14 protein-coding genes and 1 pseudogene are annotated in these 18,838 nt (G+C 58.3%); 6 read left to right on the top strand and 9 right to left on the bottom strand.

Features of this window, described 5'->3' with window-relative positions:
- Positions 1-186: hypothetical protein (locus tag JQ624_RS23940; RefSeq protein WP_409334366.1), on the top strand; the 186-nt coding region annotated here is incomplete at its 5' end.
- 1,446 nt (positions 187-1,632) lie between these two features.
- Here JQ624_RS23940 and JQ624_RS23935 read toward each other — a convergent pair.
- From JQ624_RS23935 to JQ624_RS23925, 3 genes are all read right to left on the bottom strand, one after another.
- Positions 1,633-2,724 (bottom strand): TRAP transporter substrate-binding protein, encoded by a 1,092-nt coding sequence (locus tag JQ624_RS23935; protein ID WP_212421366.1) that lies wholly within the window; start codon positions 2,722-2,724, stop codon positions 1,633-1,635.
- A 718-nt stretch (positions 2,725-3,442) separates the two neighbouring features.
- Positions 3,443-3,712, bottom strand: coding sequence for a hypothetical protein (locus JQ624_RS23930; protein WP_212421365.1), 270 nt, complete (start codon positions 3,710-3,712; stop codon positions 3,443-3,445).
- Positions 3,713-3,736: 24 nt separating this feature from the next.
- Complete coding sequence (locus JQ624_RS23925; RefSeq protein ID WP_212421364.1) at positions 3,737-4,348, bottom strand: hypothetical protein; 612 nt, start codon at positions 4,346-4,348, stop codon at positions 3,737-3,739.
- On the opposite strand from JQ624_RS23925, the gene JQ624_RS38725 reads away from it, so the two are divergent.
- Positions 4,272-4,706: a hypothetical protein gene (locus tag JQ624_RS38725; RefSeq protein ID WP_249130025.1), complete on the top strand. Its 435-nt coding sequence runs from the start codon at positions 4,272-4,274 to the stop codon at positions 4,704-4,706. The two genes, JQ624_RS23925 and JQ624_RS38725, sit on opposite strands and share 77 nt — an antisense overlap.
- A 335-nt stretch (positions 4,707-5,041) precedes the next feature.
- Here JQ624_RS38725 and JQ624_RS23920 read toward each other — a convergent pair whose 3' ends face one another.
- Together JQ624_RS23920 and JQ624_RS23915 are read right to left on the bottom strand one after the other, a co-directional pair.
- Positions 5,042-6,019 (bottom strand): hypothetical protein, encoded by a 978-nt coding sequence (locus JQ624_RS23920; RefSeq protein ID WP_212421363.1) that lies wholly within the window; start codon positions 6,017-6,019, stop codon positions 5,042-5,044.
- A complete protein-coding gene (locus JQ624_RS23915) occupies positions 5,910-6,803 on the bottom strand; it encodes an adenylate/guanylate cyclase domain-containing protein (protein WP_312014485.1) in 894 nt (297 codons plus the stop codon). The genes JQ624_RS23920 and JQ624_RS23915 overlap by 110 nt, the downstream gene beginning before the upstream one ends.
- Positions 6,804-7,081: 278 nt before the next feature.
- On the opposite strand from JQ624_RS23915, the gene JQ624_RS23910 reads away from it, so the two are divergent.
- On the top strand, positions 7,082-8,863 hold the full coding sequence (locus JQ624_RS23910) for an adenylate/guanylate cyclase domain-containing protein (RefSeq protein ID WP_212421361.1): 1,782 nt from the start codon (positions 7,082-7,084) through the stop codon (positions 8,861-8,863).
- Positions 8,864-10,104: 1,241 nt separating this feature from the next.
- On the opposite strand, the gene JQ624_RS23905 is transcribed toward JQ624_RS23910, so the two are convergent.
- The gene (locus tag JQ624_RS23905) at positions 10,105-10,962 is read right to left on the bottom strand and encodes an endonuclease/exonuclease/phosphatase family protein (protein ID WP_212421360.1); all 858 of its coding nucleotides are present in this window, start codon (positions 10,960-10,962) and stop codon (positions 10,105-10,107) included.
- Positions 10,963-11,277: 315 nt separating this feature from the next.
- Between JQ624_RS23905 and JQ624_RS23900 the strand changes: the two genes are divergently transcribed.
- The gene (locus tag JQ624_RS23900; protein WP_212421359.1) at positions 11,278-12,678 is read left to right on the top strand and encodes a phospholipase D-like domain-containing protein; all 1,401 of its coding nucleotides are present in this window, start codon (positions 11,278-11,280) and stop codon (positions 12,676-12,678) included.
- A 306-nt stretch (positions 12,679-12,984) separates the two neighbouring features.
- On the opposite strand, the pseudogene JQ624_RS23895 reads toward JQ624_RS23900, so the two are convergent.
- The 3 genes and pseudogenes from JQ624_RS23895 to JQ624_RS23885 all read right to left on the bottom strand — a co-directional run.
- Positions 12,985-13,747 (bottom strand): annotated as a pseudogene (locus tag JQ624_RS23895) (IS5 family transposase); the annotation flags it as partial.
- 69 nt (positions 13,748-13,816) lie between these two features.
- Positions 13,817-13,999 (bottom strand): hypothetical protein, encoded by a 183-nt coding sequence (locus JQ624_RS23890; protein WP_212421358.1) that lies wholly within the window; start codon positions 13,997-13,999, stop codon positions 13,817-13,819.
- Between the two features lie 52 nt (positions 14,000-14,051).
- The gene (locus JQ624_RS23885) at positions 14,052-14,240 is read right to left on the bottom strand and encodes a hypothetical protein (RefSeq protein WP_249130024.1); all 189 of its coding nucleotides are present in this window, start codon (positions 14,238-14,240) and stop codon (positions 14,052-14,054) included.
- A gap of 1,067 nt (positions 14,241-15,307) precedes the next feature.
- On the opposite strand from JQ624_RS23885, the gene JQ624_RS23880 reads away from it, so the two are divergent.
- Positions 15,308-16,489 (top strand): GNAT family N-acetyltransferase, encoded by a 1,182-nt coding sequence (locus tag JQ624_RS23880; protein WP_212421356.1) that lies wholly within the window; start codon positions 15,308-15,310, stop codon positions 16,487-16,489.
- A 337-nt stretch (positions 16,490-16,826) separates the two neighbouring features.
- Positions 16,827-18,830, top strand: a complete 2,004-nt coding sequence (locus JQ624_RS23875) for a conjugal transfer protein TraG (RefSeq protein ID WP_212421355.1) — start codon at positions 16,827-16,829, stop codon at positions 18,828-18,830.
- Positions 18,831-18,838 lie beyond the last annotated feature (8 nt).

The raw sequence follows: 18,838 nt of genomic DNA, 5'->3' as shown, positions 1-18,838 counted from the left end.
GTTTGCCGAAAACTACCTACGGATCGAGACAACCCAGCCATCCGGAAATATATCGCGGAAGAGATTTTGGCGGTGGCCACCAAGGGACAGACTTCGCTTGGCGATTTGACGGCTGCCGGTCTCAAGATCGTAAACAGCTACCTTTTTCCGCCGGGACGCTCTTGGCTGAGGGCCCTCGGAGGCTAGATGACCGCGTTAACGAAGAATTAAGCGGCGTTGTCGAGCACGGCATAGGAATCGCGGCAACCAGCGACTGGATCATCGATGTCGGGCCGGGAGCGGCCGACGAAGGCGGACGGATAGTGGCCGCCGGGCCGGCGGAGCGGGTTGCGTCAACTAGCCGAGTATCTTGCGCGAGCGCTGTGAGGCGGCAGGCTTAACTTGGCTAATTTTTGCTGTTGATCTGACGTCGCGAAGTTTGCAGAACAGAATTGTGCCCGACAGCGCGGCGGCAACCCCATTTCCCAATACGATGGTCCAATCCTCTCTCACTAGTCCGTAGCAGATCCTCCTTAGGACCACGCCGCTGAGCCTCGTGCATTGCTAATTCGACTGGACCTGGTTCGTTACGCAACTAACTAAACTAACACCTCTTCGATATTCTATTACTTCGGTATAATTCCGACGCGAACCGACCCATCCAACTCTATCCAGCGGAACCGCAGAGGAGCGCCAGCAGCGGGGGCGGGGATCCCGATCGGGCCGCGTCAACGCGATTCACCAGGAACCGGGCCAAACGCAATAGTGGCTTCCGAAAATTAGGGGCGCGCGATCGGCCGCCGCTTGGGTAAGGGGATAGGTCTCGTGATTGGCGGCTCATCGGCGGACGCTTGCGCAGTCGGTGCTCGCCTTAGGATCGCCTTGTCGGCCTCCAAGTAGGCCGCGGCTGCTTTCTCATCCGCACTTGGATACTCGTAAACGCTTGTTGAAGCCGTCGTGTCAGGGCCTCTTAAGTTGAGCCCGGTCGGTGGCAATCGCTGATCGACTTCGACCTGAGCGATCGGCGGGCTAACCAAATAGGTAAAGGACCCTGCCACGGCGGCAGCGGCCATAACCGCAGGAACAGCAAGGCGCAAATTGATCATTTCTTGGCCTTCTGCCCAGCTCTACTGCTCCGGGCGGGATTTCTGCGATGGCGTCCTTCTGTCAGCAGAACCGTTGCCGAGAATCACCAGTCACAACAGAACCGCTGCGCTGCTCTCGAATCATTTTGGCTGTGTAACGAGCTAGTATCATGCTTGGGCCATTGGTTGGAAACCCTATGTTTGAAGCTATTACAGCATTTCTTGTCGCTCTTAGCGTCGGCATCCTTGTTACCCACACCCTCGACGCTTTTCGGTCGTAGGCGGCCTCACTTCTTCTTCAGCCCCAACTCCACAATCCGGCGCTGGTTCACTCTTCGCTGACACCTCGAAGAGACGCGCTGGTTCGACTGAGTGAGTGTCCCAAGCCTGGACGGATCAAGCGAGGCTCTTTGATAAAGCCTGCGCGAAAATGTGCGGATCGACTGGACCACCGTCAGTTTGAGACGACACGCTTTGTATCGGGGCCGTGCGGCGATCGGGTTGCAGCACCGGCCGGGGAAACACGAAGCGGCGCGGCCGCGAACTATGCATAAGGTCGCAGTGTCATTCAGCCCTTAGGGCGCGTGCGGATCATGAAGCTTTCATAGGAGTACTCCGCAACCTGCCACCAGAGGTTCTCGTCATTTCGGAAGTCCATCTGTGAATCGTAAATCTTCTTAAAGTCGAGGTTAGATTCAGAAGCTTCGGCATTGACCTCGTTGGAGGCCTTTAAGCACGCTTCCATCACCACCTGGCTGAACGGACGCAGAAGTGCCCCGTTTGCCACGAGGCGCTTGAGCGCCAGCGGGTTGCGCGCATCATACCGCGCCTGAACGTCCATGTTGGCATAGCCGCAGGCCACAGTGAGTAGCGACTTGTAAGCCTTCGGCAGGGCGTCCCACTTGTCCGAATTGATGAAGAAGTGCAGCGCCGTGCCACCCTCCCACCAGCCGGGGAAATAGTAATACTTGGCGACCTTATAGAAGCCGAGCTTCTCATCATCGTAGGGGCCGACCCATTCGGTCGCATCGATAGTACCCTTTTCCAATGCCGGATAGATGTCGCCACCCGCGATCTGCTGCGGGATGGTACCAAGCTTGGAAAGCGTTTTGCCTGCCCAACCGCCGATACGCATTTTGAGTCCGCTGAGGTCTGCTACGCTGTTGATCTCCTTTCGGAACCAGCCGCCCATCTGAGTGCCCGTGTTGCCGCCCGCAATGCCGTATAAGTTGTACTTCTTGCCGAATTCGTTGAGCATTTCCTGGCCACCGTGATCTTGGAACCAAGCATTCTGCTGGCGCGAATTCAGCCCGAACGGAATGGAGCAATAGAGTGCGAAGGTCGGATCCTTGCCGATGAAGTAATAGGCGGCGGTGTGACACATCTCGACCGTTGCATTGGCCACTGCATCGACCGCCTGCAGTGCTGGAACGATCTCACCGCCTGCGAAGGGCTGAATCTGAAACTTGTTGTCGGTGGCTTCCGCGACATATTTCGAAATCGTCTCTGATGCGCTGAAGGGCACATCCAGCGACTTCGGCCAACTTGTTGTGCAGCGCCACTTCAGTTCAGGCATCGACTGCGCGATGGCTGGCGCAGCAATGGCGGCGGACATGGCAAGACCAGCGCCCGCTGTTTTCAGAAATTGACGACGTTTCATGGCTTCTCCCCTTCGGATTTTGCTCATTTGGAATCGCCAACCCGCGGCCATTTCGGGCGGCTGCGCTCCTCCGGGGATCAATTTTTCATGTTAGCCGGCGTTCCTCAGATGAACCCGGAAGATCCTGATTATATCAGGCATTAGGGATGCGCAGTAGCCGCAGGAAGATACCGCGTACGAGGTAAGTGGACCTCGACCAGCAGCCAAGCTGCCACCCTGCGTTGCGGCAATTGGCGGCGATCCAGCAGAACGCCATTGCGTGAACGGCCGCTGAGGTGCGAAGCGACCCGACGAACGAAAGGTCACTTCCGCAGTGGTCATTCGAGACGTTTTTGCCGTCGTCCAGTTGCTTCCGGTCTGCCCTCAACAACAGACCTTGGCGAAAAATGCGTGGGCGAGTCCGAGTTCGTACCGTTAGCGATATTTGCGCTGCAGAAGACAGTACATTATTCGTTCATCAGGTCGGCGGTCCTTGTATTATCTGCATTTCAGCGCCGCGCTATCATCAAGTTCCGCCGATCATCATTGTGCCCAGAGATCATCGATCATGGATATCCGAAGCATTATTCCGAAAGCTGTTCGCAGTTGGACGCGAAGTTTAAATCGCGTTGCTCCTAGATCCAGCGTGGCTGCGGCGCACGCTCCACCATGGGCAACCCACCCGCTGCTTCAATGTTCGCGCCGCTTCGTCGATCACCTCATCCAGCAGAAGGAGCCGTCATTCACTCTGTTGCTCGTCCAGAGCGGCAGCGTACCAAAGGCTATTGAGCTCATCCTGAACCCCCCAGCCGACGTGGCTCCTGCGTGATCTAAGCTTGTCGAGACGCTCGTGATAGGTGCCGCGCTCGGCAGCAGGTAGGCTCGATACAAATTCGAGGGACCGTCCATACATGCGGATCAGAGCAGCAAAGTAGCTTTCATCTTCCATGCTGCAGGATTCTAGAAAGCCGAATGCCTCTTCGCAATAAAATATCGACAGCTCCGCCATCCCCTCCGGGCGACCAATCGCTTTCTACGCCTTCTTGGCTTTTGAAACCGACACGGACTGGTTGTTCATTAAGTCTGGGCATATCCAGGTAGAAATACTTGCTTTGAAGATCTGGAGCTGATCATAACCCAAGCCCAGGCGGGCGTGCAAGAATGCTCGGTTGTCTTTGCTCGCAGTGTAGAGGTCTTGCACCAGCCCCCGAAGGTCTGCGCGATCGAAGTTCAAGAGTACGGTCCTAACATCGTTCCAAGCTGGCGAGGCATCTTTGCTTCGGACCGCGGCCACCAACCTTTCAATGACGGTTTTATGAGCGAGCTTTTCGACTCGTTCAAGATACGCGACTTCGGCAAAGGAGTAGATTGGTCGGATCAACGATGCCGGCCGGCAGGCCCCTTGATTTGGTCCAGCGCCCTTGGCGGCTTCGGCGCCAGGGCAAATCCTGGCGCGCCAAGCCAGGCGCGAGGCGGGACACTTGACGTCAACCGCGATAACTAAGCGAACTGTCCAACGATAGCCATGAACGCCGGCGAGTTTGGGCGGGCGAACCAATCGGACCACCATGTCCTCTAGCTCCAACGCCAGTATCGCCAAGAAAGCTCGCACGAAGGCCGAGGCGGATTTTGCCACTTGGCTCATGATGGCCAAGCTCGGTGGTTTCGATGACCTTCCGTCAAACGCACAGGGCTTTCTGACTAACTATCGAACCCGACTCGAGACGATGAGCGAGGCCGAGTCCACGGCCCTGGCCGTTCGCGAGGTCTACAGCGCTTATTACAGCGAGATGGGAGGCGTGGGCGCGGCGCCGGAGCCAAAGGCCCGCACACCAACGACAGAGGGCAAAGTCGTGCGCTCCCAGAGACGACCTAAACCTCAGCTCGCTCCATCGGCTGCGCGCCATTCGACGAGGCCAATGATCCGAAAATCACTCTCGGCACTGCTGATTTTCGCGAGTATGGTGGCTCTGATTGTCGCATATAGATATCTGACGCAGTAGAACCGCCCGCGGATCGTGTGCGGTGAAGAAATGCGCTCACAGCAACCGCGCGGAACCTGGGCGGCTCGCCAAGCTTCTCTCCCGCTGCCGCCACGCCACCTCTAGCAGCGGCCCGCCTCGTATGACCTCCACATCTACAAAAACGCGATGTCCGCGACGTCCGCTTTTCCGCCGATAGCGACCAAATAGCGGACATCGCTCACTTCGCATCTGTGCCAAGCGGTCATGGCCAGTCCTGTTCGATCACCTCGTCAGCGCGGGCAGGCGGGCAGGAGGCGCGTCGAGTTGATGGATGGCGTGGATGACTTTTGACAACAGTCCGTCAAAACGGCGGGCTATTCGGGTAGCCCCGACTTTTGCAACGCATCGCGCAAGCGCGCCTTGTCCTCAGGCCGCTTCCAAGCAAACGAACTTTCCAAGTAGGAACCGATTGCAAAGGCTGGGCGCATCGCAAGGGCGCGTCGCCCCGCCTCTTGCGCCGCCAGTGTGTCACCGACTGTTGACCAGCAGGCCGCCAGCAACGCGTAGTGTTCGAAGCGGTTTGGTTCAATCGGCTCCAAAACGCCTATCGCCTCGGTCGCGCGTCCCGCCATGAACAAAGCTCGCACAAGGTCGAGATAGTAGTGATGGGCCGAGAACGGATCGAGACGCATCGCGCGTTCGATCCACGGTATTGCCGCCACCGGATCACCCAGGTAGGTCAGGTTGATGCCGCGCTGCACGACGAGGCGCGGATCATTCGGATTTTGCGCCATGGCGCGTTCCAAATGGTATTCGCTCTTTGCGAACAGACCATCAAGCAGGGCTAGGCGGCACATGAGGCGGTGACATTCGGTATTGTTCTCGTCGAGCCGCGCTGCGGCCTCAGCCAACCGCGCGATTTCCGAAAGCCTGGGCGCAGGATTGCGATATCCCAGGATTCGCGCCTGGCCGAGCGTGCAGGCTTTCCAGGCGTAGGCGGCAGCGAAGCGCGGATCGAGTTCGATCGCCCGGTCGAAGCTGGCTTCGGCTTCCTGGTTCGCCTTTGCGTCATACAGGTGATGGTAGTACTTCCCGCGCAACAAGTAATCGTAGGCCTCTAGCGAATCGACCTTCTTCCGGGCCGCAGCCTCAGTAGCCGCAGCTTCGATCCGCGCTGGCAGCACTGCCACGATACTGCTTGTCACGTCGTCCTGGATTGCAAAGACGCCTTGCAGTTCGCGGTCATAGCGCTGCGCCCAAAGGTGCTTGCCGCTGAGAGCGTCGATCAGCTGCGCTGTAATTCGAACGCGGCTGCCGCCGCGCCGCACACTTCCTTCCACGACGTACCGCACGCCGAGTTTCCCTCGCCACGTCCGCGATCAGCACGGCCCTTCCCCGAAAGGTGAACGAGGAATTGCGCGCCGTGACGAACAGGTCCGGGTAGCGCGACAGCTCGGTGATGATATCCTCGGCGATGCCGTCGGCAAAATAGATATCCTCGGCGCAGTCGCTCATATTCTCGAACGGCAGTACAGCGATAGAAGGCTTGTCGGGGAGAGCGAGCGGCTGCCCAGTCCTGGTCGGCGAGTTTGTTAACATTGCCGGCGAAAAGTCTGGAACCATGCGCACGCGCCAGACCCGCATCGGTTCGGCAATATTCTTCAACGATTGCGAACCCATATCCTCAAAGGTGATATCCACTTTGCCACGGATTTGCCGGTGAGCATCGTCGGAAATGCTAACACCACCCGGTTCTGCGATCCCTTCGAGACGCACTGCAATATTGACCCCATCACCAAAGAAGTCATCGTCTTCGATGATAATATCATCGACGTGACTGCCGATGCGAAATTCGATCCGCTTGTCCTGCGGTACATCGATATTTTGTTCAGCCATGTCGTGCTGAACCTCGACGGCGCAGCGTATGGCATCCACGACGCTGCCGAACTCAACGAGAGCGCCGTCCCCGGTATTCTTGACGATGCGTCCGTGATGCTCAGCGATTTTGGGATCGAAAAGCGTCTTTCTGAGCGCTTTCAGTTGAGCCAGCGTGCCTTCTTCATCGGCCCCTATCAAGCGGCAAGAGCCCGCGACATCCGCCGCCAGAATAGCCGCCAGTCGCCGATCTATGTGCACGTCGCTCAAGATGCACCCCCGGGCTCGGGGAAATTGACTGTTCATATAGCACAATTGTGGGCCGATGTCCGGCTATGCCTACGTCCGGGTTGGGTCATTTTGGACGTGAGCGCGATGGCGGGTGAAGTCCGCTTTGCCCCGGTCAACGGACGCCGCCGACGCGACTCTTCACTTCCGAAAAGTGCAATAGGCGACGTCAGCCGGTGGGCATCCCATCAAAACTCGTTTGGTACCCCTCTCTGATCCGTCGTACAGTGCGCTGGGTTGGATTGCGGGCCATGGTGCAAGAGCGGTCAGTCCGGGTCGAGCGTAGGCTGTCGGCGATATTGGCTGCCGACGTCGCGGGCTACTCGCGGCTTATGCACAATGACGAAGAGGCTACGCATGCCAGGCTGACGGCGCTCCTAGCGGCCGCTATCGAGCCCGCGATTGCGGAGCACGGCGGTCGCATCGTGAAGAACACCGGTGACGGGTTCTTGGCGGAGTTTCCGAGCGCAGTCAAAGCGGTCCGAGCTGCTATTACCCGCACCAAGGAACTTGCAATCGTTGATGCGGAAGACAGGCGCATTGCTTTGCGTGTCGGCGTCAATATCGGCGACGTCATTGCCGAGCCCCATGACATCTTTGGAGACGGCGTTAACATTGCGGCGCGTCTTGAGAGCATCTCAGAACCGGGCGGTATCTGCATCTCGTCTTCTGTCTACGATCAAGTCCAAGGCAAGGTTGGGGTTGCGTTCGCCGATCTGGGCGAGCAAACCCTCAAAAACATCGCCCGTCCGGTGCGTATCTATGCGGTGGTTTGGGATGAACATATTCCGACGTCACAAGCTGAGCGCGCAAGCCTAGGCGCAACTTCACCGCCTCGTCTTTCCATTGTTGTGCTTCCTTTCGCCAACCTCAGTGGCGATCCCGAGCAAGAGTACTTTGTTGACGGCGTGACCGAGAGCCTGACCACGGACTTGTCACGCATCTCGGGCTCATTCGTGATCGGTCGACACACCGCGTTCACCTACAAGGGCAAGGCGGTCGACCTTAAGAAGATCGGGCGCGAGTTGAACATCCGCTACGTGCTGGAAGGTTCGGTGCAGCGTGGGGGTAATCGAGTTCGGATTAACGTGCAGTTGATCGACGCCGTGACCGCCAATCACCTGTGGGCCGATCGCTTCGACAAACCCATCACCGATTTGTTCGATATGCAGGACGAAATCGTGTCGCGGCTCGCCAACACACTCAACACCCAACTCATCGAGGCCGAGGCGCGGCGGGCGGAGCGTTTGCTGCATCCAGACGCGATGGACCTCTATTTTCAGGGCATCGCTTGGTTCAACAAAGGGGTAACCCCCGAACACATGACCCAGGCTTGCGGCTTTTTCCAGCGAGCCTTGGCAATCGATCCCCGAAGTGTCGAAGCCCTGGTCGGCATGGCACGCGTCGATCTAGCAATGGGGGCGTCCGCGCTAACTGACGACCGGGCCTCGCGCTATTCGGCAGCCGAAACAAATGCGATCAAGGCCCTTTCACTCGCACCGGACCATGCTTTGGCCCATTTGGTCTTGGGTGGTGTCCACGTTTTTACAAACCGCGCGGTCCAAGGGATCGCGGAATGCGAGCAGGCGCTAGCGCTCAATCCCAATTCGGCCTTTGCTCATGGCGTTATCGGTCAAGCCAAATTTTTTATGGGTCGCGCTGCCGAAACCGAAGGTCATATACTCGAGGCTTTCCGTCTTTCTCCTCGCGATATCTTTGGCTACCGCTGGATGCAAACTGTAGGCTGGTCCAAGATACAGCTCGGGGCGGATGCCGAAGCCGTCAGTTGGCTGCGGCGAAGCATTGAGGCCAACCGCAATCACCCGATTGCGCATTTTCAGCTCGCCGGCGCGCTGGCGCTGCTTGGGTCGCTGGACGAGGCAAGGACCGCCGCACAGGCGGGGCTGGCGCTCAATCCGAACTTCACCATCCGCCGCTTCCGCGACACCAAATCAAGCGACAATCCGGCGTACCTTGCCGGGCGGGAGCGGTTCTGTAAAGGCTTGCGTTTAGCTGGGGTGCCCGAGGGGTGATGTCGGAGATGGGTCTTGGCCATGTAAAAACGCCCTCCCCAGGGAAGTCGGTGAGAAGCAGGGGCCCGTGCAGACGGAGATAGGCGAACCGGGGTTTGCCCGGGATCATGGGCACCAAATCGCGCGAGGTTGGCCGCAGCGTCGCGACCAGCGCTACAGGTCAACGCTAACTGATCCGCAGGGCTTGAAGGTTTGGAGCGAGCGCCCGTGCAAGCACCCCTCATGTTTCTGGGCGTAGGCAAGCACGCCCATGATAATCAAAGCCACCACGACGAATCCGGCTACTAGGTTCTGCACCAAGGCTGCCACTCCAGGTGAACGCATGAACAAGGCGACCGGCGCGAATCGTGGGGATCAACGCCGGGGCAACGCTCCCTCTCGAGCCGACGATGGGGCTGGGGCTGAAATGATCAGCGAGAGGTCGCGCAGCCAAAGAGAGCACAATCGTCGACCTGATGGCAGTGCAAACTTGTGCCGCGCTGCGCAAATTCGATGCGCGATCAGGAGTGCCGCGTCTTCGAAAATTCGCCTGTTTGGCCGCCATTGCGAAATCCGAGCGCGGCAGGATCATTTTGCACAGGAGTAGGTCATTTGTTGTCTCTCCAGAGTTGAGTTTCAACGGGTTGGCGTCGACGCGACCATCCTTCGCTACGAATGATGCGCACACGCAAAAGCCGCCAGAGATGACCCCGACGGCTTGCCGTTGCATTGCGTTTGCTTGCCGCGTCGAACGTAGCCGTACCTGCCTAGAACGCGCGGTCCCAATGAAATGAGGCGCGGTGCGTTGCCAATGTGTCGGGCCAACGATCCCGATAGTTTGGATATGTCCAGCGCGATGATGCTGATCAAGCCAGCGTTGCTGTCCTATCGATGATTTCCATGATGGTGACCGTGCGCTAACCTTCATTGGCCGCCAAAGAGGTTTGCTTGATCCCGCGATGTTGATGATCGCCGTCAGCACCGCATCTCGTGCGCCTTCGCGATGTCCGCATCCGTCAGCGCGGACGCGTGTCGCGGCCATGCGACTCTGAACTTGGCCTTGCAGTCATCGCGGTCGACGCCTGATCCGCTGTCACCGCCCGGCTTGCCGCAAAAACTGCAGGTCCAACGCCATTGCGACACCTGAGGCAGCAGCCCGCTCGCCCATCAATTAGCTTAACGCACGGATCGCTCGACACACCGCAAGCTCATCGGCAGACATCAATTCCACCTTAGTGAAGAAGATCGTTAGGCGTATATTATCAAATTTCCGATCGAGCGCGATCCTCGATGCGCTGCCGCGCAGTGATGTCATTGCTCGCAGGGCTGGGGCGCTGCCGAGTTGCCTTACCGCGTTTCACTTTCCGCAATTTCAGATCAAGCGCCTCCAAAAAAGTCTGCCTCACGCGAACGCGGGCGGGTGCTTCTCGCATTACCCGAAGCCATCTTTCCACGCTCACGCGCAGCATGGGGCGCCGAACGCGTGCCGTGACGGGTCCGTCCGAGACCTGAACGACCGGCAAGGTATGTAGCTTGAGCAAGATCGGATGATGGTCGGAAGACCCGCGCGCCAGCACCCGAGCATAGGAACAGCGCAAACCTCGCGCCATGCAACGATCGAGGCGGAAGGAAATGATGTCATTCGGACTGTGTGTGGATTGGCGCGGTCCGACATCCTTGAAGCTAGCCAGCTTGATCGGCCCGACCGCGTTGTAGTCGCCGACAATGGCCGCCGGACCGTCGAGGGCATTTGCGATGTGCATTAGTTGCCGCCGGTTCAGGAACTGGCCGTGCGAAAGATGTACGTTGGCGAAAGTCACGTCACCTAGCTGAACGATTTGCGCGACGCGCGGCGGCACGCGACCGGGCACCTGCGAAACCGGCAGACGTAGCGCATAGGGCCGCAGCAATGGATGCGGGCTCCACACAGCCAGACCGTAAACGCGGCCTTCCAGCGGTTCGCGGAAAAAATATCCGCCGACCAGGGTCGGTAGATCCGCCATTTCCTCGATCGCTTCCTGCAAGAAGAGAAGGTCGGGATGATGTCGTTTGACGAGAGCGGCGACATCCTCAACCCGCGCACCAGTCAAACGCAACAAGTTCCAGCTTATAACTTTCAAGTTTCCATCCCCGGCTGGCGCTCTTCAGTTCCCAAGTATCCCACTCTCCCAAATGACACTCGAGATCGCGGTGTGCCGCGGCGCCCCACTGACGCCCAAGACTATAGTCGCTCGAAAAGGGGAAATCTGGACGATATTTAGTGAGACGGGCGAGCGATTCAACACCGTCAGAGACGAAAGAATCCAGCCGCATACGCGACACCTGCGAAGGTCGGCGCTAGAATATCATATCTTGCCCATTTCTAGCGAGGGTTTGGGCAACCGGCACACCCGGCTGGAATACTGCCGAGTGGCCATCGAACGGGCATCCGATTGATGCAGTTTCTGCTGATAGTGATCTATGTGCTTCTGGCGGGCACCGTCACGGTCCACGTGCTGCTGACGAAGAGCGACGTCCGCGCTGCGTTGGGCTGGATCGCGGTCGCCTGGTTGTCTCCGGTTTTCGGCGCGGTACTCTATTTCGTCTTTGGCATCAATCGCGTGACGCGACGGGCCTTGGACTTTGCGAAGCTCGAGCACGAGCGTGGAAGCGCTACCGGCCCGGATGCGTGGCCGCCGGTGCCGCCGAACATCGCCGTCCTTTCCGCCATCGCCCAGCGCGTGACCGGAAGCCCGCTGATCGCCGGCAATGCAGTTTCGGTCTTACGGGGCGGCGATGAAGCATATCCGTCGATGCTGGCCGCCATCCGCAATGCCCGTCACAGCGTCGCACTCGGCTCTTATATCTTCCGCGATGACTCGGTCGGGCGCTCCTTCATCGGTGCACTGATCGACGCACACAAGCGCGGCGTCGAGGTGCGTGTGCTAATCGACGGAATCGGCAGCGGCTATATTCTGTCATCGCCGCTGCGCGATCTGGAAGCCGCCGGGATCCCCACCGCTCGTTTCCTCCATACTTGGGTGCCTTGGCGCATGCCGTTCCTCAATATGCGCAACCATAAGAAGCTCCTGATCGTCGACGGGACTGTAGGATTCACCGGCGGATTGAACATCGGCGCGGACCACTCACGCCAACGTGCGCCGAAAGACTATGTCGACGGTGTGCAGGTCCGGGTGGAGGGGCCGGTTACTCGCCAGCTCATGGACACCTTTGCGCGAGACTGGTCGTTTACGATGGATGAGGTGCTGGACCAGGATGCCTGGTGGCCCCCTATCGACCCCGCAGGATCGGTCGCCGTCCGCGGCATCCATTCGGGACCGGATGCGGATATGTACAAGCTGGAGACGGTCCTCGGCGCGGCCCTTGCCCAGGCACAAAATAGGGTTCGTATCGTCACACCCTATTTTCTTCCCGACCAGCGTCTCCAGTTCGCCATCGCACAGGCAGGTCTGCGCGGGGTTTCCGTCGAGATCCTGATTCCTCAGCGATGCGACTACTTCTTCATGGATTGGGCGATGCTGGCGCATCTCCGCTTTTTCAAGGATGTGCTCGCCACGGTCTATTTCACGCCATCGCCCTTCAACCATGCCAAGCTCATGACGGTGGACGGGCAATGGTGCCTAATCGGAAGCTCAAACTGGGACACGCGGAGCTTACGGCTCAATTTCGAGTTCGACCTGGAATGCTACGACAGCGCGGTGACTGCGAATGTCGATGCTCTGATCGAGCAGAAGATTTCACAAGGCCGCAAGCTCAGCCCGGACGAACTCTCCTCCCGGCCCCGATGGACCCAATTGCGCGACGCGGCCACGCGGCTTCTGCTGCCGTATCTTTGACTGATGTCCTCGCTATTCGTCTTGCTGTCCACTTTAAGTAGCGGGATGTCCGGTTCGGGTGAATCGCTACAGGGTGTTTGCCCCCAGGCGCAGGCGAAGTCCGCTTTGGCCCGAAAACCGACCCGATCCAATGCCTAACCCGCTGACGCTTGCTTCTCGTGCTCTGTAGCTCAGCCGAGGAGTATGGCCATGCAGGATCAAGTGAATACACCCCCGCGCCCAAGCGAGTGCCGTGGAATAAAGGAAAGCTGACTGGGGCAAAACCACCGCTGCGCCCCAAACACGTATAGATAGTGTGGATGCCGATCGCATCGATAGGGTGATGGCTGCGAGAGTGACGACGGCCTGGTAATTTCGGGCGGTCTTTTCGAAGCGGGTTGCGACGCGGCGGAACTGCTTGAGCTTTGAGAAGCAGCATTCCACGAGATGGCGCTGGGCATAGAGATGCTTGTCGAGCGGATGTTTGAGCGCACGTGACGGGTTGTTGGGGATGACGGCGATCGCCCCCTGGGCGGCGATGGCCTGGCGCAGGTGATCGGCGTCATAGGCCGTATCGGCCATGACGACCTCGGCAGGCAATCTCCTCGATCAATGCGGCAGCTTGCGGTGCATCGCCTTTTCTGACTCGCGGTAAGTGTGAACCGCACAGGACAGCCCAAGCCGCGAACGGCCATATGGATCTTAGTGCTCAGGCCGCCGCGCGAGCGGCCGATCGCCTGATCTTCAGACCCCTTTTTTCGCCCCAGCGGCGTGCTGATGCGCCCGGACAATGGTGGAATCGATGATCAGATATTCGAAGTCCGGATCATCTGACATCGCCTCGAAGATGCGCCACCAAACACCCTTGATGCTCCATCGGCTGAACCGCCGGAACACGCTGTTCCAATCCCCAAACGCTTCCGGAAGATCAGGCCAGGAAAAGCCTGTACGCACGATCCACAGCACACCTTCCACAGACATCCGGTTGTCGCGCCCGGTGGAGCCCTTCTGGTCAGGGTCGGCCTATGATCAGCGGCGCCATCCGTTCCCACGCCGCGTCGCTCAAAACCAACCGCTCGATCACACCCAAGACTGCCTCCTCAAAAGAAGTCTTGAATCTGATTTGCTCCTAAAAGGGAATCCCTAGAGTCCACACCACCTAGTCTTCGTCCGGCTCGCGCACGACCGGCGGTTCGTCGGCGCCGTCCTCTTCCTCTTCCTCTTCGTCCTCATCCTCTTCGTCTTCATCAGGATCTCGGGGCGGCATTGTGTTGCCCATGATCACGAACGGACGCCTGTCGACCAACTTGCTGGAAAATTCCTTGGGGATATGTGGGGTCATGTTGTTGCTCCTCGGGCGTGGACCCTGGGGGAGGCCGCCAGCAGAGGCGGCCTCACCGGACGCGCAGTTCTGCGACCGCCAGAGCCGAAAGCTGCGCCACGTCACGGACACCAGCTTGCGCGATCTTGATGATTTGCTTCGCGATCATTTCCGTTAGAGGGTCGTCGCGATCCTTGACGCAGAGGGTACGCAACGCTTGCTCGTATGCCTCTATGATGCGGCTAATCTCTTCCGGCTCCAAGGTAGAATTCCTTAATAGGCGATAGATAGCCATTTCTAATTGAACTTATCTTGGTGCCTGTAGCCCAAGGCCGGCCACTTCGTCATATGACAAGCTATCTCGGCTCGGCGGGCTAGGAGGTCGCGCTCAATGCCCGGCGGGCTACTTTGAGCCTGCTTGCGTAACTGCGTGGCTTCCTTGGCAAGGCTTTCTTCAAGGGAGGCAGTTTGTGTGAAACGGCGACGCTCTGGCATACGCTGCTCCATCCAATTGAGGATTGGCGGGAGCGCGACCGGCGTTCTCATCACCGATAACTGCCACGAGACCGGGCGGTGATGACAAAGTGTGCGCCCTGATCCTGAGAAGCGCCAGAACTTTCGATATTAACTTTCTGCCAGTATAGGCGCACTGGGCTGGTGTCACTCCCGCTTTCTCTCTGGACGTTCAATAAGTTCGTATGTGGGAACGTGCGTGCTTTCCCGCCACCATTCTAGAGCAGCTCCGAAGACCGTGCAGACCGTGTCACGGCACTCTTCAGTGCGTCTGTACTCGGTCGCCGTTGCACTGCACAATTGTCGCCATCCCGGGAATATGACCTTCGGACCGTCGATTTTCCAGCCCAGAACTCTGCCACAATCGAGCCGACCCACTACCCACACAGCAGCGATTCCAGACGAAGAATCACCTTCGCGAACTCGTCCCAGAGAACTCAGTCTGAGCAAATTTCTTGCAGGTTACCCCTGAAAGCGACGTCGCCTTATGCAGGAGGCATGTCTCAAAGCTGCCATGCTCGGACTAATGCACCGCAGCATTTTGCGCCGCCGAGTAGTGCTGTCTCTTATCGGCCGGAACGAAGCTGCTGACCTTTTGGAGTCAGGTCCGAATTGCTTTAGCCGTCCGCAAACGTCAGCCCCGGGATTTTTCGTTTGGTGGTCAGTTATATTTCAACAGCGCGGCCTTAGAGCCGTTAGTTTCTAAAGTCCAAGATAGAAATTCTCTCTTGTACGTCCGCGCGAAACTGAAGAGGCGGGAAATAATTAGCGTCGCCCGGGGTTATGAATTCTACGGGAGCCCGACGGAGTGGAGAGATGAGCGCGATTGCTCCGAGCGTCTCCAGCGCGCGCCGTGAATCGTTCTCGATTTCCGTTGTGTCGCGTGCCGAATTGTCCGGATGCGCGCCTTGGACATCTACTTTCGCCGACCAACGAAAAGATTATCGGTATTACGAGATCCTGGACGATACTCTCCGGGGTGACTTCGAGTACCGATATTTCGCGATTGTTGATAACAATGGCCATGTACGAGCTATCCAACCGTTCTTCCTTGTCGATCAGGATATTCTTGAAGGGCTTGACGCTGAACGAATTCATTGGATTTCGCTGATCCGACGATTCTACCCGCGTTTCCTTAAACTGCGCACTTTGATGGTTGGTTGTTCCGCCGGGGAGGCTCACCTCGCTGCTACGGAAATTCTGCCTGTCCACATCGTTGCAGAAACGTTGTCAAACGGCATCATCAAACAAGCGAGATCACTCAACGCGCAGCTCATCGTGCTGAAGGAGTTTCCGTCTCGCTATCGCAAAGTGCTTCACTGCTTCTTGCAATGCGGCTTCGTGCGCGCGCCGAGCATGCCGATGACGATGCTCGACATCGGATATGACAGCTTCGACGATTACATGATAAAGGCGCTGAAAAGCTCAACGCGAAAGAAATTGCGCAAGAATCTCGAAACGACGGCCGACGTATCGGATATTCGCATGAGCGTCACCGACGATGCGGCAAGTTTCGTCGATGAGATTTATCCGCTCTATCTGCAAGTGTTCGAGCGTTCAAGGATGCGATTCGAGAAGCTAACGAAGGACTTTTTCCGCCAGCTCGGCCAACGAATGAACGATAAGGTGCGGTTCTTCGCGTGGCGTCGCGGAAACATGCTGGTGGCTTTCAGCCTTTGCATGGTGCAAGGAGACTCGCTGTTCGCGGAGTACGTGGGTTTCGATTATACCGTTGCCCTCGACCTGCATCTCTATCACTATGTGGTTCGGGACATGATCAGTTGGGGGATCAGCAGAGGGTACAAATGGTTTCGCAGTAGTGGCCTAAACTATGATCCGAAGCTGCACATGAGGCATCGACTCGATCCCATTGATCTATATGTGCGCCATACGTCGACCCTTGCAAATGCAATATTCAGGCTGGCGCTGCCTTGGATTGTGCCGGTGCGCTACGACGCGACACTGAAGCTATTTCCAAACTACAAAGAACTTTGGTGACGATTTTGCTGCTCGCAATTGAATTTTGGGATCCTATTTGAGAGGACACCATCGAATATCGCGAAGCCATTTTCTGGAAAAGGTCGATTGTCCGAGATGGGGCAAACGTCTTCCGGGTTAACCGCTAAGAGCGGACAGCTCAATACGGTCCGCATGTCTCAAGGCGCCAGGGGGCAGACGCTGGCATTCTTATCAAATTCTACAGGCGAGATGTAGTTTGAGTTTTATGCCGCTCGGCGGTTGACGCACCAATTTGCTCGCTGGGATGTCCGAAAATACTCGCGATTGGCAGGATGGCTTGTCTGCGGTTTACGTAGGCATTTTGATTCCTCCTGCCATGTCCGCAACCAGAATACTTTGGGGCCAGATCGCTGTCGTCCTGACCCTCGTGCTGATCACGACGTGGGCCGCTACGCAGTGGACGGCGTGGCGGCTCGGCTATCAGCCCCAACTCGGTCACCCCTGGTTTGAACTCGTACCGGGCGTTCCGATCTATCTTCCTCCGGCCTTCTTCTGGTGGTGGTATGCCTACCATGCCTATGCACCAAGAGTGTTCGTCGAAGGCGCATGCGTCGCTGCTTCGGGCGGGATCATCTCTATCATAGCCGCACTTGCGATGTCGGTATGGCGGGCCCGAGAGGCGGAGACGGCGGCCACATATGGTTCTGCACGTTGGGCGAACCAGCTTGAGATTCGAGGTGCCGGCCTCACAGGGGCAGATGGCGTGATCCTCGGGCGGTTCGAGGGACAATACCTGCGACACGACGGACCGGAGCATGTGCTGTGCTTCGCGCCGACCAGATCCGGCAAAGGCGTCGGCCTCGTTGTCCCGACGCTTCTAACCTGGCCGGGAAGCTGCATCGTCCATGACATCAAGGGTGAAAACTGGACCCTGACGTCAGGCTTTCGTGCCCAACACGGCCGGGTGCTGTTGTTCGATCCAACCAATTCAGGGAGTGCGGCCTACAATCCTCTTTTGGAAGTAAGGCGCGGGGAATGGGAGGTTCGCGACGTCCAAAATGTTGCCGACGTGCTCGTCGATCCCGAGGGATCGCTCGAACGGCGGAACCACTGGGAGAAGACCAGCCACGCGTTGCTGGTTGGAGCCATTCTTCACGTTCTCTATGCGGAGCAGGACAAGACGCTTGCCGGGGTCGCGAGCTTTCTGTCCGACCCGAAACGTCCGATCGAGACCACGCTTCGCGCAATGATGACCACGCAGCATCTTGGCGAAGCCGGGACACATCCGGTGATCGCCTCCGCGGCAAGGGAGCTACTGAACAAGAGCGAGAACGAGCGATCAGGCGTGCTCTCGACCGCGATGTCGTTCCTCGGGCTCTATCGCGACCCCGTCGTTGCCCGGGTAACGCGCCGCTGCGACTGGCGCATCCGGGATCTCGTTGAGGACGAACGGCCAACGACGCCCTATCTGGTTGTGCCTCCGTCCGACATCAGTCGCACCAAACCGCTGGTGCGGTTGGTCCTCAACCAGATCGGCCGACGTCTCACCGAGGACCTCCAGGCCAGAGGACGTCGGCATCGGCTGCTGTTCATGCTCGATGAGTTTCCGGCGCTTGGACGGCTTGATTTCTTCGAGTCCGCGCTCGCCTTCATGGCCGGCTATGGCCTCAAGAGCTTTCTCATTGCCCAATCTCTCAATCAGATCGAAAAGGCCTATGGGCCCAACAACGCCATTCTCGACAATTGTCATGTGCGGGTTTCCTTCGCGACCAACGACGAGCGCACCGCCAAACGCGTGTCGGACGCGCTCGGGACTGCAACTGAACTGAGGGCAATGAAGAATTACGCTGGCCACAGGCTAAGTCCCTGGCTCGGCCATCTCATGGTCTCGCGGCAGGAGACCGCGCGGCCGTTGCTGACGCCGGGCGAGGTCATGCAACTCCCGCCGGATGATGAGTTGGTGCTGGTTTCCGGCGTGCCACCAATCCGTGCCAAAAAGGCGAGGTATTTTGAGGATCCACGCCTGACCGAACGCGTGCTGCCGCCGCCAAGATCGGGGCTCATCGACCGCGAGGATCGCGCACCGACGGACGATTGGAGCCGCTTGCCCGCTCCGGCGAACAGGAGTGTGTCCAGGCCGGTATCCGTGTCGGGTGCTCGGCCATCCGTCGATGACCCCGCAAATTCTGGCATTCGTCGCGAGCCGGAGCTTCCCCGGCATGAAGATATCGTGCCGGAAGTTTCGAGGCCTCCAACCGAGTTCGACTTTCCAGAAGAAGGGGATGACGGTGCTGCCGTCCGGGCCCGCGTGATGCGCACGAGCGGAATCCGCCTCGCGCGGCAGGCGGTAATGGACCCGGGCGACGGTCTAGAGCTCTAGGATGAGAT

The sequence above is a fragment of the Bradyrhizobium sp. AUGA SZCCT0283 genome, assembly GCF_018130385.1.
In the GTDB taxonomy this organism is placed as follows: domain Bacteria; phylum Pseudomonadota; class Alphaproteobacteria; order Rhizobiales; family Xanthobacteraceae; genus Bradyrhizobium.
Note: the sequence above shows the minus strand (reverse complement) of the source record. Positions and strands in the feature narration are given on the sequence as shown.